This window comes from Bradyrhizobium sp. AS23.2 (assembly GCF_001908185.1).
GTDB lineage: Bacteria > Pseudomonadota > Alphaproteobacteria > Rhizobiales > Xanthobacteraceae > Bradyrhizobium.
In genome coordinates this window covers 25,875-40,592 of the sequence record NZ_LGHM01000010.1, presented here as the reverse complement: position 1 = coordinate 40,592, position 14,718 = coordinate 25,875, and the positions used below count along the sequence as shown (strand labels likewise).

The 14,718-nt window shown below is 61.2% G+C and carries 16 protein-coding genes; 8 read left to right on the top strand and 8 right to left on the bottom strand.

Features of this window, described 5'->3' with window-relative positions; translation table 11 throughout:
* The first annotated feature begins 141 nt into the window (after positions 1-141).
* Positions 142-714 carry a hypothetical protein gene (locus AC630_RS01915; RefSeq protein ID WP_074116788.1) on the top strand — a complete coding sequence of 191 codons (573 nt, stop codon included), beginning with the start codon at positions 142-144 and terminating at the stop codon, positions 712-714.
* Here AC630_RS01915 and AC630_RS46655 read toward each other — a convergent pair.
* Positions 711-899: a hypothetical protein gene (locus tag AC630_RS46655; RefSeq protein ID WP_245330229.1), complete on the bottom strand. Its 189-nt coding sequence runs from the start codon at positions 897-899 to the stop codon at positions 711-713. The two genes, AC630_RS01915 and AC630_RS46655, sit on opposite strands and share 4 nt — an antisense overlap.
* A 63-nt stretch (positions 900-962) precedes the next feature.
* Here AC630_RS46655 and AC630_RS42735 point away from each other — a divergent pair, with 63 nt between their 5' ends.
* Positions 963-2,279: an AAA family ATPase gene (locus AC630_RS42735; RefSeq protein ID WP_245330228.1), complete on the top strand. Its 1,317-nt coding sequence runs from the start codon at positions 963-965 to the stop codon at positions 2,277-2,279.
* 428 nt (positions 2,280-2,707) lie between these two features.
* Positions 2,708-2,983, top strand: coding sequence for a hypothetical protein (locus tag AC630_RS01900; protein WP_074116786.1), 276 nt, complete (start codon positions 2,708-2,710; stop codon positions 2,981-2,983).
* Between the two features lie 1,046 nt (positions 2,984-4,029).
* Here the strand turns inward: AC630_RS01900 and AC630_RS01890 are convergent.
* Positions 4,030-4,725, bottom strand: coding sequence for a metallophosphoesterase family protein (locus tag AC630_RS01890; RefSeq protein WP_245330227.1), 696 nt, complete (start codon positions 4,723-4,725; stop codon positions 4,030-4,032).
* Positions 4,726-5,448: 723 nt separating this feature from the next.
* Here AC630_RS01890 and AC630_RS46145 point away from each other — a divergent pair.
* Together AC630_RS46145 and AC630_RS01885 are read left to right on the top strand one after the other, a co-directional pair.
* Positions 5,449-5,910 (top strand): hypothetical protein, encoded by a 462-nt coding sequence (locus AC630_RS46145; protein ID WP_208866945.1) that lies wholly within the window; start codon positions 5,449-5,451, stop codon positions 5,908-5,910.
* Positions 5,867-6,883 carry an exopolysaccharide biosynthesis polyprenyl glycosylphosphotransferase gene (locus tag AC630_RS01885; RefSeq protein ID WP_208866944.1) on the top strand — a complete coding sequence of 339 codons (1,017 nt, stop codon included), beginning with the start codon at positions 5,867-5,869 and terminating at the stop codon, positions 6,881-6,883. Before AC630_RS46145 ends, AC630_RS01885 begins: the two co-directional genes overlap by 44 nt.
* Before the next feature lie 71 nt (positions 6,884-6,954).
* Here AC630_RS01885 and AC630_RS01880 read toward each other — a convergent pair whose 3' ends face one another.
* The 3 genes from AC630_RS01880 to AC630_RS45160 form a co-directional block, all read right to left on the bottom strand.
* Positions 6,955-7,269: a hypothetical protein gene (locus tag AC630_RS01880; RefSeq protein ID WP_245330226.1), complete on the bottom strand. Its 315-nt coding sequence runs from the start codon at positions 7,267-7,269 to the stop codon at positions 6,955-6,957.
* Between the two features lie 363 nt (positions 7,270-7,632).
* Complete coding sequence (locus AC630_RS01875) at positions 7,633-7,884, bottom strand: hypothetical protein (RefSeq protein ID WP_074116829.1); 252 nt, start codon at positions 7,882-7,884, stop codon at positions 7,633-7,635.
* A 230-nt stretch (positions 7,885-8,114) separates the two neighbouring features.
* Entirely contained in the window at positions 8,115-8,288 is a 174-nt protein-coding gene (locus AC630_RS45160) for a hypothetical protein (protein WP_167561113.1), read from the bottom strand.
* Between the two features lie 738 nt (positions 8,289-9,026).
* On the opposite strand from AC630_RS45160, the gene AC630_RS45155 reads away from it, so the two are divergent.
* From AC630_RS45155 to AC630_RS01865, 3 genes are all read left to right on the top strand, one after another.
* Positions 9,027-9,182 carry a hypothetical protein gene (locus AC630_RS45155; RefSeq protein WP_167561112.1) on the top strand — a complete coding sequence of 52 codons (156 nt, stop codon included), beginning with the start codon at positions 9,027-9,029 and terminating at the stop codon, positions 9,180-9,182.
* 294 nt (positions 9,183-9,476) lie between these two features.
* Positions 9,477-9,779 carry a hypothetical protein gene (locus AC630_RS01870; RefSeq protein ID WP_074116785.1) on the top strand — a complete coding sequence of 101 codons (303 nt, stop codon included), beginning with the start codon at positions 9,477-9,479 and terminating at the stop codon, positions 9,777-9,779.
* Between the two features lie 51 nt (positions 9,780-9,830).
* Entirely contained in the window at positions 9,831-10,250 is a 420-nt protein-coding gene (locus AC630_RS01865; protein ID WP_074116784.1) for a hypothetical protein, read from the top strand.
* Between the two features lie 104 nt (positions 10,251-10,354).
* Here the strand turns inward: AC630_RS01865 and AC630_RS01860 are convergent, their stop codons facing one another.
* The 3 genes from AC630_RS01860 to AC630_RS46650 all read right to left on the bottom strand — a co-directional run bounded on the left by AC630_RS01860 (position 10,355) and on the right by AC630_RS46650 (position 14,430).
* Positions 10,355-11,089, bottom strand: coding sequence for a metallophosphoesterase family protein (locus AC630_RS01860; protein ID WP_074116783.1), 735 nt, complete (start codon positions 11,087-11,089; stop codon positions 10,355-10,357).
* A gap of 753 nt (positions 11,090-11,842) precedes the next feature.
* Positions 11,843-14,053: a GNVR domain-containing protein gene (locus AC630_RS01855; RefSeq protein WP_074116782.1), complete on the bottom strand. Its 2,211-nt coding sequence runs from the start codon at positions 14,051-14,053 to the stop codon at positions 11,843-11,845.
* Between the two features lie 20 nt (positions 14,054-14,073).
* A complete protein-coding gene (locus AC630_RS46650) occupies positions 14,074-14,430 on the bottom strand; it encodes a hypothetical protein (RefSeq protein WP_245330225.1) in 357 nt (118 codons plus the stop codon).
* Between the last annotated feature and the right edge of the window lie 288 nt (positions 14,431-14,718).

Below are 14,718 nucleotides of genomic sequence, written 5' to 3'. Positions count from 1 at the left end.
ACGGTACCGGAGCTTCGATCCGAACCTGATGATCGAGATCTAAACGGGGCAGGGGGCAGTCCATGACCGATATCGACGACCATCGAACGTGGGCGAACGCGCTGCGTCCAGTCCCGGCCTTTTAGTGAGGGTTCAAAAGTCATGTGCGATACAAAAGAGGCCGAGGGCCTCCCCGGTCTCTTCGTCTCGGCCAAGACCACAACTGCGATCCCGGTGCGACACCCGGCGCTGCGCGAGGCGCTGATCCAGCTCTCCCTCGATCCGCAGGTGCGGTCCATCGAGTACGTCGCTTCGATCGACGCCATCGTTATCCAGCATGATGATGACCGCGATGTCCTCGATGTCGTCCCGGCACGAGCCGTGCGCGATATCGATGAGGAAGGTCTCGTGCTGATTGCGCTGGGCGAGCTCGAGCTCAAGCCGCTCGTTCTGACGGCCGAAGAGATCCGGCGCGAGCCACGCCGCACCAATGCGAACCTGATCTGGTCCCACAAGGACGTGACTGTTGCGATCGCGCTGCGCATGCGCATCCTGCAGGTCCTGCTCGACGAGGGACCGATGCCGCTCGGCCAGTTGATCAAGGCGTTGGCCGGCGAAAGCGACCCCGCGGCGGCGGTGATGGCGCTCGCCTGCGCCAATCTCGTTCATCTCGATCTCTCCGACCAACCGCTGAGCCCGACCACCCTTGTCCGATACAGCGTGCAAGCAGACTAAGCATGTCTGACGAGGAGACATGTGATCTGCTGGCTGCCGTCGAAGACGCCGTCTCGACCGGCGCGGCCGCCGATTCCGCCGACTGCGACGAGCGCCTGAAGGGCCTGCCGCGCCTCCTGCGGTATGCCATGTTCATCACCAATGGGAGCCAGCATGTCGCGGAGCGCTTGATCGCCGAGATTCATGAGCTATGCCCGCAGCTGCCGCACAGCGCCGCCTGGGTCCACAAGCGCACGCTTGAAACCGGATTGGCGCTCGCCGCCGAGCTCGATCGTCGTGCCGTCGCTCAGGACGAGCCGAACCTGCGGAGCCTCGCCGATTGCGTCCGGCTGCTGGCGCTGCCGACGCCGCACGATTCTGATCACTTCGCGGAGCACCAAAGGGTCGGCAAGGCGCTGCTCCAGGCCTTTCATGCGAGTGCCAGGCATGCGGAGCAGGAGCTCTGCTGCGATATCGAGCGGTTCACCTTCGGCTGGGCCGCGCTGCCGGCCTGCACCGCCATCGTGTCCAGGAGCATGTCGGCGGCGATGAACGCGGCCTACCTTGGAGGCCGCACGGCAGAGCACCGCGTCGCCGCCACGAAGACGGCGGTCCGGCGGGAGCTGGAGGAGGAGCGCCGGACGCAGCAGGAGGCCGAGGAGAAAGAGAAGACGGCCGCCTGGCAGGCGCCGGCCGCCGCCGAAGGCGAAGCCATTCCCGAGCGCCACATCGTGGTCGCGCGCCTCTCTGAAGTCGAGATGAAGAACCCCAAGCTGAAGGATATCCTGGGACCACTAAAGCACGCGGTCAACACGCCCTTGCCATTGGTTGATGTGCCGCCGCTGCACAAGGTCCGCAACGCGCTCGCCTTCGAGTTTCCCTATGCGATGAGCGTGATCGATTTCGCGCTGGCCGATCTCGTCGGCCGTGCGACGGTCCGGCTGCGGCCCCTGTTGCTGGTCGGCGATCCCGGCGGCGGCAAGAGCCGATTCGTCCGGCGCCTCGGCGAAACCCTGGGCGTCACCGTTTGGCGCGAGGACGCCGCGCGCTCCGATGGCGCGGTGTTTGGTGGGACCGACCGGCGCTGGTATTCGGCCGAACCGTGCCACGCATTCATGGCGATCGCGCAAGGCAAAATTGCCAATCCGCTCGTGCTGATCGAGGAACTCGAGAAGGCCGGCACGCGGTCGGACTATGGCCGCTTGTGGGATTGCCTGCTCAGCTTTCTCGAGCCCGAGACCAGTGCTCGCTATCCCGACCCCGCTTTGCAGACCACCCTCGATGCCTCGGAGGTCTCCTACGTCGCGACGGCGAACAGCCTCGATCCGCTGCCGTCGCCGATCCGCGACCGGTTTCGTGTGGTGACGTTCCCCAAGCCGGCTGCCGACGACCTCGACGCCCTACTGCCGGCTGTGCTGGCCGATCTCGCGCGGGAGCGCGGCCTCGATGCGGCCTGGGTGCCGCCGCTGGACGGCGCCGAGCGCGCGGCGATCGCACACAGCTGGCGCGGCGGCTCGGTACGGCGGCTGCGCCGCATGGTGGAGGCAATCCTGCGCGAGCGCGATCTGCGAGCGGTGAGGAATTGAGCATGGCGGGCCGGCAACGTGCCCGCGGAACGCTCCTGCGTTCCTGCGCGGCGGGGCTTCCGACACGACTGAAAGCTGCCGGCCTTCACGCGCAGCCGCGGCATCAAATATTTCGATGCGGCCAGGCCACCCGATGGACGCCTCAGTACACACAGTTCGTAGCATGTCGCGAGGGTGTCCGGTTGACCTGCTTCGCGACGACGAACAGGAGCGGTTGGACGACCCGATCGATGGCATCGACGCACGATGATACTCGTCCAAAAAGAATGATCAGATCGCGAGTACCGATCGAGAATTCCGTGCCACGCGACCCGGCGACGTCCGATGCGATGCGATCGGCGCCGACGAGCGGTGAAGCATCACGGTCGCGGTCAAGGTAGGGCAACACTGGGGCCCCACTTAGAAATTTGCAATGATGGAGGAATGCAATGCTGGTTGTCACAATCGATCTCGTCCCAGGCGGATTTGAGCCGATGCGGCGTACGATAGCCTCGATGCGGATCGCGAACATTTCCGATCTGGCGGACATCTCGGACTATCGCGTCGAGACGGTCGAGACGAGCAATCCACTCATTGGTACACCAGAACGTACCGCCCAATGCGTCATTCAGGGCCACGCACGCGCCCAGTCTGTCTGGGCTTTGCTCGCAAGGGCATCTGAGGAGATCACAAATCTGGTCACAACTGGAGAGAGCCGCGACTGAATTCGCGTTTGAATGTGGAACACCGTCTTCGGTGGAGGCCCAGGATTTACATGCAAGCGCGAGTATCAGGTTTGACGCCGGCAAGCCGGAGGGCCTTGTGGAGCGTGTCGAGACAAATGCAACTGTGGGGACGCATCGTGAAAGAGCCGGGTCTGGAATAAGTTTGACCCGACTTCGAGCGCTGAAGCGATCTGAGGGACGTTGGCTCGAGCAAGCAAGCGGTCGACTGAGGCCTGAGCCCGCCGGGGGCGTGCATGTGCCCTAATCAACTCGATGGGCTTCGTTTTGGTGATCTCGACCTGCATCTCCAGGCGCGACCTCGGACGCCGGATCTGCCCGATGACGCGACGGACTGAGCCGAAGGGTCCCAGCGCAGCAACTGGAGTCATAGCGCGAGTTGGGGAAGAGAGGGGCTCAGGCGAGCGGAGAGGACCGAGGCGCCGCTGCACACGAAAGATCATGTCTGAACAATCTTTCGCTGCCAAGAACCATGATGTCGACACACTACTCGCTCCTGGTGCCCATCGCACTGTTCAGGACGGACAACCATGGCTTCTGTAACCTTATCCGCGCTGATCTTCTGCGCCGGCCTCATTCTCGGATAAGCGCTGGGCATCCGGCGAGACCGAGAGAATACAACCTCTCCTCGCAACGCCTCGCGCCAAGCGCGCCGATCGGTTCCCATCTCAACGTTCGGCCATGCTCGACGAGCCTCTTAGTTATAGTCCAATCCGCACAGCCCTCGCTCGCGCCGATAAACGGAGCGTCTGGAGATGACCTCACCCAAGAAGGATGCTCCACGCCGCTATATCGTCGATGGGCCGGACAGCGCGTGCTTGTCGGGCTTACGATCTCAGAGACCATCGAGTTCGAGGCGTTGGACAATCCGGGAGCCCGCCCAGACGGCGCCGATCTCCTTGGCGAAGAGCGCGGCGTTCGCCAGGACAAGCGTGCGCAGCGTTGACTCTAACTCTATGTCAAGCACGAGCGCGCCTGGAGCGATTGGATGGCTGAAATGCGTGCACGGCTGGACGAGCCGCGTCTGCTCAACTAGGCATCCCTTCGGTTTTCCGCCGCCGAAGTCTTCCCCGATCTTGCGGGCGAAAGTAAGCAATCAGCCGGATTCTCTCGCTATCGCTCACACTGCGGAGCATCCGACTTCCCCGGATGCTCATCAGGGTGAGATTGCCTGTTGCATAGGCACCGGTGTCGATGTTGACGCGGTTTGCCAGGAATTCGGCACTGCGGACTGGTGTACGGCCGAGCACCATGTTCCTGCCGAACCGCTGTTCGCTCCGCAGGAGCTCGTCGCGGATCCAAAGCAGGTCGTGCTCAGTTTGCTCCTCCAGGGGCACGCCCGCCCGAAAGCCGGCGTGAACAAATAAGCAGTTCCGGCAAGTAAAGCTGAGTCGCAAATTGTCCAGGAATTTCAAGTGCTCGGTCGAGATCGCGCAACGTCGGTGCTGACTCCCCCGCTTCAGATCTGGGGAGGCAAGGCCATAGGACATCAGGTCTGGGCCCCCACCAATGCCGATCCAATCCTTAAACAATGAGGATTCTTCAAAAAACGTTGACCAGAAATGCCTCGTGATTTCCCTTTGAGAAAGATCGCATTTCCGCGCCGGCCTCGCTCGATCAGGATGTCGAGGGTGGCACGCGTGTCCGGCTCGATCCATATAGCCGCCCATGAGCACTTCGATCGCATAGCGCGGCCGACTGCGGGCAACATCGACGTCGATCACCCGCAACATCGGTTGGAGCAAATGAGCACAGCCGTGAATATCCGAGATCGCGCAGATGGGGACGTCTTCCGGCAGTTACGGCTTGTGCACTCGAGGGCTTGATCGGGCAGGAGATATCATCGCGCGGTCTCAGGTCGTCGAGAGATTTCTCCAAGCGATCGGCACCGGAGAACTTCCATCTGAAGCGAACATCGTGAGCTTTGTGAAGGTCCTGCTCTTTCTGCGGCTTGATCGCGCCGAAAGAAGGGAACGGCATTCCTTGCCGACCAACTTTGCACGAGCGCCAAGCCGTGCGTGATATTGCATTGCTAACGTGAGACGCACGGCAAAGATGCATGCCTTGAGGAGATATGAGCTATGCAGCTTGAGATGGTAATTGCGTCAGAATTCTCGTATTTGATTCGCCGTGTTCTCTGAGAACGACAGCGCCGCGTCAAAGGTGAGCTGAGAAGCTCGAACAAACGCCGCTTATCGAATTTCGTTGCGAAACTTGATTCAAAGTGCGACAGCGGGTGCGCCGATGTGTCAGCACTATGACGCACTGCTCATCACGCTGAATCCTCGTAACGCACTTCAACAAGTTGCGATCCTCTTTGCATTGCAAAAGTTTCGCGTGCGGTGCCACAATATCGCTGCGATCACTTAACAGGTTCGCTCCGGGGCAATGGCGATTCTTCAGCATCACGATGAGGCGTCAGGCACTCTCAATATGCAGAGGTTCGAATGGCTGTTGCAACTTTCGGTTCTGAGAAGACTTATTCACCGTCACTATCGCGCGGCACAGCCCTTCAGAGACCATTTCAGATCGTCGTCATCGCTGCTGACTTTCTGTTGATTTTGCTGAGCTACGTCGCCGGCTCTGCTCTCTACAGCTTCGCGACTGCATCCACTGTCGACGGCGCTTCGGTCGGCGCCGGATTGATCGTTGGGCTGGTGTTCATCGCGCTGGCGTATCTTCAGGATGTCTACGCCACGCACCGCCTGCTCAATCTCGTCTGGCAGCTGCGCAAGGCTGTCTTCATTTGGCTGGTGTCGCTGACGGTGCTCGCCGTCGCGGCTTTCCTCTTGAAGTCGACGGACAATCTGTCCCGTGGCACCGTGATCGTGTTTGCTGCAATAGGGGGGGCTGGGCCTGATCAGCTTGCGTTTCGTCTGGCAGATCGTGCTCGGCACGAGTTTTGCTAGAAGCCGGCTGGTCGATCGCAAGGTGGTCCTCCTAAGTCTCAAGCCGCTCGATTTCACCTCGAGCCGGTTCAAGGATCTGCACAGAAACGGCTTCGATGTCGTGCGTCACTTCGTGCTTGGAATCGACGACAGCGACGGTAGCCATTGGGAACGGGAGGTTCGGGACGTCCTCCGCCAGTCGCGCGCCGTGGATGTCGACGAGTATCTTCTCGCGATCGATTGGAATGAATTGCCGATGCTTCGAAGGCTCGGCCAGTATTTGCGCGCTGTACCCCAACCAGTGCGTCTTCTGCCGGATGATTCCATCGCCGATATCGTCTCACGCCCCTTCCTGCCGGTCAGCGGAACTGTGGCGGTGGAGATTCAGCGACCGCCGCTGAGCATCTTCGAGCGTTTGCAGAAGCGTTGCCTCGACGTCAGCGTAGCAATATTCGCGCTCGTCGTGCTGACGCCGTTGCTATTGACTGTCGCCGTGCTGATCAAGCTGGACTCGCCAGGAACCGTCATCTTCCGGCAGTCGCGCCGCGGGTTCAACGGCAAGCCTTTTGATATCTGGAAGTTCCGGAGCATGACCGTTTGCGAAAATGGTCAGACGGTCGCCCAGGCAACCAAAAAGGATGCGCGGGTCACCAGGATCGGGCGCTTCCTACGTATGACGAGCATTGATGAATTGCCGCAGCTCTGGAATGTATTGCGGGGCGACATGTCCCTCGTAGGGCCGCGTCCGCATGCGCTGGCTCACGACAACTACTACGACGAGCTCATCAGCAAATATGTCTACCGCCACCACATGAAACCTGGTCTGACCGGCTGGGCTCAGGTGAATGGTCTTCGCGGAGAAACCCCGACGATCGACCTGATGGAAAAGCGCGTGGAATATGACGTCTGGTATGTCAGTAATTGGAGCATCTGGCTTGATCTGAAGATCATGGTGCGCACGGCCTCGGCCGTGATGTTCCAGGAAGCTTATTGACGCGCGCCGCGATGGTCGAGACAGACGGAAGCTGGCGTCATCGGTTGCGCTCATCTAGCGCAGCCGTGTGGCTATTCCTGGTCCGGGTTTCCTTTTGTCCCGCTGAACGATCGCCTGGCAAGCCGCTCGAGGGCATGAAGCGCGGCGATTAGCGGAGGGACGAGCATGAAGAACGCCCCCATTGCAACCGAGATAACGACATGACGCAGGGAGAACGGCTCGTCGTCATCCAAACTATCAGTCCCGTTCTTGATGGGCACTGGTGACAAGGCAGTTTCCGATAAGTCAGGCCGCTTACGCGGTTTGAGGGGCGGGACCATGATCAACACAAACAGGACGTTGACCAGCACCCATACCCCTAGCAGGGCTAATATCACCGTCATCATCTGAAACCGCCAAAATAGGACTGCAGGTATAGGATGAAACTCGCCCGTCGATGCTCAAAGGGGGGCACAAATCGTGGCTCCAGCGGCTCGCAAGGCTTGTCTCGCCTCGTTTTCGATATTCTGCGGTCTGCACAAAAATGTTCCGCGACCTCAAACGGCAACGTCAATAGCGTCAAAGTCTGGCTGCGGCAACGCCGTCCAACCTCCGGAGTGCTACGGTACCGCGAAGCGGTGCGATGCGTACCATTTCGGTTGCGAGATCGATGCACCAGACCGCAGACTGTGGCTGACGGCGCGAGCCCCGACTGTAGACATTCCAACGAAATCGAGATCATTTGCATCATTCATCGTGAAAATTGGCGTTCAGCGCCGATTGTAGGACCAGCGCTTGTCGACATCGGTCGGATAGTGCGCCGCGAAGTACGGATTCTTGAGGCAGTTTCTCGCGGGATCATTGATCCAGTCCGCGCATTCCCGGAAGTTCAGGAAGCGGCAGTCAAAACCAAAGGCGCACCACGGCGCGCCGTTCGGAAACCCGAACCGCACGGGGACTTGCGCCGACGCTATTGAAGGCAGAGCCAGAAGCAAAGCCACGGCGAGTGCGCGGGACAACATGGTGCGTTCCTCCAACGAACGATCGGACGGATATCGACGCCAGTCCAGCGACGATTTGTCGCCGGAAAGGGACGGCATTTAATCTTGACTACCGAATAGGTTAACATTCGGGCGCGGAGAGATCGAGAGCGCTGAAGAGCTTCGGGCTGCCTCGATTGGCGGCCTCCATGGATTGATGAGGCAGACGCACTCGTTCCGTGAATTGTCGCGCGCGGCCGGCGCGACGGACGTTAGTTCTTCCTGGTGCCCTTCGACTTCAACGACAGGCCGAGGCGCAAGGCCATGCGTTTGATTGCATCGGGCGATCGCCCGAGAAGTTTCGCCGCTTCTTCCAGCGAAGTCGAAGACTTGGCCAATTCCATCAGCCGGCGGTCTTCCTTGAACGACCAGGGCCTGCGCGCCATAACCGAAATCATCCTCTCGTCAACACAACGACAAAGCTGCCAAGCGGACCCACGTTCGCTCGACGGCTCTGCTTGGGTGGGCCGGGCCTTGGGGAGCCCGGTGAGAAGATGGATTATGCGATCCAGCGGCATTCGCAATAAACACCGCCTATTAAGCTAACTGCTCAACCTTACCGGGACAAAATCGGCATCTAGTGCTCCGTATAACCACGGAGTTTTCGCTAGCGGAGGCCGATGCGTGCCTCGATAGCCTCGGTCGAGGATGTCTTGCCACCATGTCCGATTGTCGCAGAACCAGCGGACGGTCAGCGCAAGCCCGCTCTCGAAATTCTCGCGGGGCCACTAGACGAGCGTGTGCTCGATCTTGCCGGGATCCATGTCGTAGCTGAGAACTTGGCCTTGTGTGAAGCCGAGTTGCCGGAGCGGGGGCATGCCACCTGTGGTAACCACCAATGGCGGACATCGCGGCAACCCGGAGTCATGGTCTTGCCGTGATCATTTGCGCGAGACCGGAAATCGTCGGGCCGCGACACGTCGCGGAGTTGGGACGCAATTGGAATTGAATCGCCGCGCGACGTTGACTGCAGCGACGAACGAGAATCGATCGAAGCGCGACGCGCATGCGCCGACGATCTTGACGAGCAGCGTTGCGCTTCAGTCAGGCGAACCGTCACGAGATCGTCGAATTCGTTCGGCTATGGTCTCGCAAGCGACCACGAATAATCCAAGAAGACCGAGATGCTTCAGAAAGCGCGAGCGGCACTTCCTCTCACGAGGATCAGAGAGCGGGCATTTGAAGGCGTGTTTTTCAGCGTCGCGCTGATCGCGATGGCGGGCTGGGTGTATTTCATCACGCTGCTGCTGGTGAGATTGTTCCTCTGGTTCTTCAGCTGAGCGCGTGGGCGATCACCTCGCAAGCACGGTGCTGCTCAAAAAATCTCTGGCATGACAAGAAAATCAGCGCGCTCATCATGATCTCGACACAACTCGCAGATGAGACTGACGTGCGACGACGACAACGCGCTCGGTAACTTGGACGAATTCCGAATGCTATCAGTTGTGGTCCCGATCCCGCTCCTCGCCGGCGCTGGTCCGGCAGAATGATTCATTGACGAGGCGCCGCGTGCATTTTTCTGAGTTGCAACCAGAGTTCGGTGGCCGCCTCTATCTTGGCAGGGGGATCGGATCATGACGGGATCGCGGGTAGACGCCGTGACGAGCCCGACGCACAACGCGCCGCGGCGTTATTTCGTCGATGCCGGAGGTCGGCGTGTCCTGATCGGGCTGACGCCCGAGGAGACGTTCGAGTTCGAGCGGCTCGACAGCGGGCTGGCGTTCGGAGAGGCGCAGGCCGCCCCTGGCGGCCGTGACTCGTGGCCGGATACTGGCGAGCGGCGCCGGGTCGAACTCTATCAGAAGCACGAGGGTGCCTGGAAGACCTGGATGGCGCGAAGCCGGGCGGAGCAGCGCGAAAGATTCAACCTTTATTAACCATCGCGGACCCATTTTCTGGTCTGGCGCCTCCAACCGGAAAGTGCACGCATGTTTCAGCTCTTCTTGCGGGCCCGCACCCACAACTTCCTGAAAGACCGTTTCGGCGGTGAGCAGACGTTCCGCGCGCGCTCGCCCGAGCGTGACGCCGAAACCGATCGCACGCGCATCGAAGCCATCATGATTGCGATCGAGGACGCCCTGCACGCGGCGGAGCGGGAGCAGTCAGGCCTCAACCGCCGGGTGGAAGACGTGCTGGCGCGCGCGGCCGTGACGATCGGTAACGGCGACGACGAATATCTCGAGCGCGAAGCGCTGGACAATCACCACCAGGATCTGTTCGACAAGGAAATCCTGAACGGCCAACGCCGGCTCAAGGAGCTCGGCGCCTCGATCGCTCATTTCAAGTTCCTGAAGGCGGCGGCGCTGAGCCGCTTCCCGGAATACAAGCCTGCCGCCGCTTCCCACTAATTGTTGGAGTGCGCCCTATTTTGGGGGCACTTTCGACGTGTGGGGAAACGGCGTAGCAAAGCGGACGAGTTCTTCGGTCGCTTCTGGAACAGAGGCGGTAGTGTCTAGATTGCGAGCATGCTGTTGCCCTGGATAGACAGCAGCGTCAGATTGCCGGTCGCATACGCGCCGGTATCGATGTTGGCACGGTTTTCCAGCAGCTCGGCTTGCCGCACCGGCGTATGACCGTGCACGACATATTTGCCGAAGCGCCTCTTGCTCTGGAGGAATTCGTCCCTGATCCATAAGAGGTCGGACTCGCGCTGTTCGGACAGCGGAATGCCCGGGCGTACCCCGGCATGGACGAAGAAGAAATCCCCGCATGTGAATGTCGGCCGCAACTGACGCAGGAACGCGATGTGCTCCGGCGGCATCGCGGACGTGAGCTCGCGCACAAGATCGGACAGCTCGTCCTTGCCGAGGCCGGGCGCGGCTGACACGCCGTACGACATCATGGTCTGGAGGCCGCCGAACTGAAACCATTCGGTGGCGCGAGAAGGGTCCTCGAGCACCGAGGTGAAATAGGCTTCGTGATTGCCCTTGAGAAAGACCGTATTGCGGCGGAGGCTGCGCCTGATCAGGAGATCAAGGGTGTGGCGCGAGTCCGGTCCGCGATCAATGTAGTCGCCGAGGAAGACCTCGATTGCGCGATATGGCCGGCTGTTTGCCATGTCCGCATCGATGACGGTGAACATCTGTTCGAGCAGATGCGCACAGCCGTGGATGTCGCTGATCGCATAGATGCGCACGCCGTTCGGTAGTTTCGGCCGGGGCGAATTTGGGGGCGCGTTCGTGGGCATGGAGTCCAACTCTTTCAGAGAGCTTCGCCCGAGATGTCAATACACTATCGACGAAATCGGGGTGCCACGAGCCGCTTTTGCTCCAAGCGTGCGGGACGGACGCCCACTTGCGCGTCTGACGGATCACCCGACCGTGCTGCGGATCGACGCTACCTGCTTCCGGTCCGGCTGGCCGAAACCCTGACGGTCGAACGATGGTGCGGCTTTGTCGTGGGACGAGGCCGCATTGAACGCGCGAATCGCCAGCGGCGCCCATGAGCTGAAGCCAGGCCTCGTGCGGCGCGAAGCGATAGGAGAGACCCATCAATTGCGCCGTCCGCGGCCCAAAGCCCTCCTGACGTATTTCGGCCCAGTAGCTGCCAAACCAGGCCAGCCCTTCGGTCGGTGCGCACTCCACCAGGAGCGGGGCTCGTGGACGCGACGGCATCTGCGACGGTGTCGGTCTGCTTCAGGTTGCCGGGCGTGGCGATTCGTCGGCGACAGCGAGCTGCGGCAACAGGAACTTGTGCGGCGTCTTGGCGCTGCACAGGCGACGGGCGGATCGCAAAGTGTCGGCGACGATCTGCCTCAGGCAAATCGGTCTCATAGCGCTCGCCGCGTGCAACACGGCCCGAACTGCGGAACGGCGGGATCGGTCACATCGGGGCGACGGATGCGGTCCACGCCAGCGCGAGCGAAGCGAGAGCGATGCTCGTGCCGCGCAGGGGGCAGCGAAACCCGGCCCCTGCTGCCTTCGACGCCGGCTCGATGGCGCTAGGCTCCCTCGACATAATAGCTGTTGTAATGCGCGCCCTTGTACGCTTCGATCCGCTTGAGCATCTTCGGATTGGCGCGGTTGAGCACTGCGCCCAGGATCTTCTTCTGAATGCCCTCGGAGCTTGCCATCGACTCCTGGAGCGCGTTGCGGCTCGTGCGGCCCCATTCGATAACGTACACCATCGCATCGACGAGATGGCTGACGGCCTTGGCGTCCGCCACTGGCATCACCGGCGCCAGATCGATGATGATGTACTCGTAGTCCTCGCGCATCACCGCGAGCAGGTCAGCCATAGACCTGGAGGCAATCACGTCTGCCGAGTTCACCATGCGCGATGCGACGACGGACGGCAGGAAGTCGAGCCCACTCTCCTTGCTGCGCTGGATATGGTAGCCGTACGAGCCGGGGTCCTTGAGGGCTTCGACCAGGCCCGTCTTGGAATGGGGGGCCAGGGCTCTCGTCAGCGAGCGGGTATGAAGGTCGCCGTCGATCAGCAGCGTGCGGTGCCCGGTCAACGCGGTCAGATGACCGAAATTGGCAGCGACCGTGGTCTTTCCTTCCTTCGGCAGCGACGACAGGATGCCGATCACCTTGACCTGGCGCGAGAGGCGCGCGACGTCGATCGATACCTTGATGTTCCGCAGCGTCTCGGCAAATCGCGAGAACGGGTGCTCGACGACGTAGCTGGAAAGGCTTCCTTCCGGATTGTCCACGGAAGCCCTTGCCGGGCGAATATCGGGAAGGACGCCAAGGCACTTCACCCCGAGCTGATCTTCGACGTCGCTCGGTGACCGCAGCACGTCGCTCAGCAATTCCTTCGTGAAGGCGGCACCGAAACCGAAGCACAGACCGCCGAACAGGCCGCCAACCAGCGCCAGCAGGGTCTTGGGCGAGCTCTTCTTGTCGGGCTTGACCGCGGTGGTGATGATGCGCGCTTCGCTGATCGGGAAACTCTGATTCTGCGTTGCGTTCTGAAGCTTCTCGAGGAAGTTGTTGTAGAGATTACGATAGGTGTCCGCCGCGCTCTCGAGGTCGCGCAGCTTGACCTGCGCCTGGCTGGTGCTGCCGGCCTGCGACACGAGATTCTTGAGATTTTCGTCGAGCGACGTCTCGCGGCTCTTGGCGATCTCGTACTCGCTGCGATAGGCGTCCGCGATGCGGTGCACCTCGTCGGCGATCGACTTGCGCAGCTCTTCCATGCGGTTGGCAAGGTTGATGGCCGCCTGGTGGTTCTTTCCGTAACGGCTCGACCAATCGGCGTATTGGGCAGCCAGGTCGAGATATTGGGCGCGCAGGCGCGTGATTACGGTGTTGTTGAGGGCGTCCGTCACCGTCGGCTGGACAAGATCCTTGTCGAGCAACGCCTCGATCCGGTCGAGGCGCGCCTTGGCCTCTGCCGTTGCGGCGCGCGCGGTCACGAGCTGAGAGTTGGCGTCCGCGAGCTGCTGCTCGCTCATGAGCCCTCGGCTGGTGCCAACGATGTTGTTCTCAGCCTTGAAGGTTTGCACGGCGCGGTCGCTCGCCGTCGCCTGCTCGCGCAACTCTGCACTGCGCTGCTGGAGCCACTCGCCGGCGCGCTTGGTCGACTGATATTTCGCCTCCAGCGCACCCACGATATAGGCATCCGCGATCGCGTTCGCGATCTGCGCGGCCTTGTTAGGGTTGATCGAGCGGAAGTTCAGCGACAGGACGTAGGTCGTCAGCACGCGCTCGACCTTGAGATTCTTCTGGAGGAGCTCGACCGCGCCCCGCTCGACCCGCTCCTTGGTGGGAGGGCCGTCCGATCCGAACAGCGAGATGACCTTTCCGATGACCAGGGGAATCAATCCGGGGTCGGAGCCGTTGAATTCCGGGTCTTCGGTGAGCTTCAGGCGCCGGACGATCGACAGGATCAAGTCGTCAGACTGGAGAATCTCAACCTGACTGTCGACGAAGCCCGGATCGATCAGGGCGTTGGCCGTTCCGCTGTCCTTGTCCAGCACCTGGGTTTGACGCGTATCCATCAGGATGCGCGCATTTGCCGTGTACATCGGCGTCGCGAGGATCAGGTAGACGAGAACGAGCGCCAGCGTACCCGCCACGATGGCGGCGATCAGCGGCCACTGGCGACGCACGATGTCCAGAGCGCGCTCGGCGCTGAGCGTCGTGCCGCCGACCTCGATGGCATACTTCGGACGTTGCGGAAACTGATCTCGTGGCTGAAACATCTTTGGAAATCTTGAGGCTGTCACTCGGGAAGGGGGACGGGTTTGAACGGGTCGGCCAGTTCGGTCTTCCATTCACCCGTCATCAGGCCGGCGTTCGAGCTTGAACCTGCCGGCACGTTGTTGGCCGTAGACGGAGCCGAACTCCCGGGAATGGGTGCCATCTCCGCGTCCTGATCCGCGAAATATCCCTTGAGAACGGATCCGTCGTGCAGCTTGGCAACAAAGTCGCCGATCCTGCGCGCGACGTCGGGCTTTGTCGGGATGCAGCGCTCCTCGGCACGGTGAAGCCCGATGCCGATTGCGATCCGATCGGCCTGGCTGGCCCCACGCAGCATGTTGCGGACCGAATCGAGCGCGGCGATGTCGGTGACCAGCAATCCGGTCAGTCGGCCCGAAAGCTTGTCCCTGTCGTTCTTTGACAGGCGCAGCAGAACCGACGGGTCCGAGACGAAGGCGCTGACAGCGGCCGGTGGAGCGCGTTCGGAGCGATCCACGCATTGAGCCCGCGCCGGTGTGGCAAGCGTTGCAAACAGAGCCACGACGACGGCCGCGGCGATCCGTGAGGCCGGGAGAGGGACACGCAACAAGCTATCGAGTTTGATTAAGATCGCGCTCATATCTCGTTGCGAACTGTTGGTGATGTATCGATTTGGACCGTAGGTCCT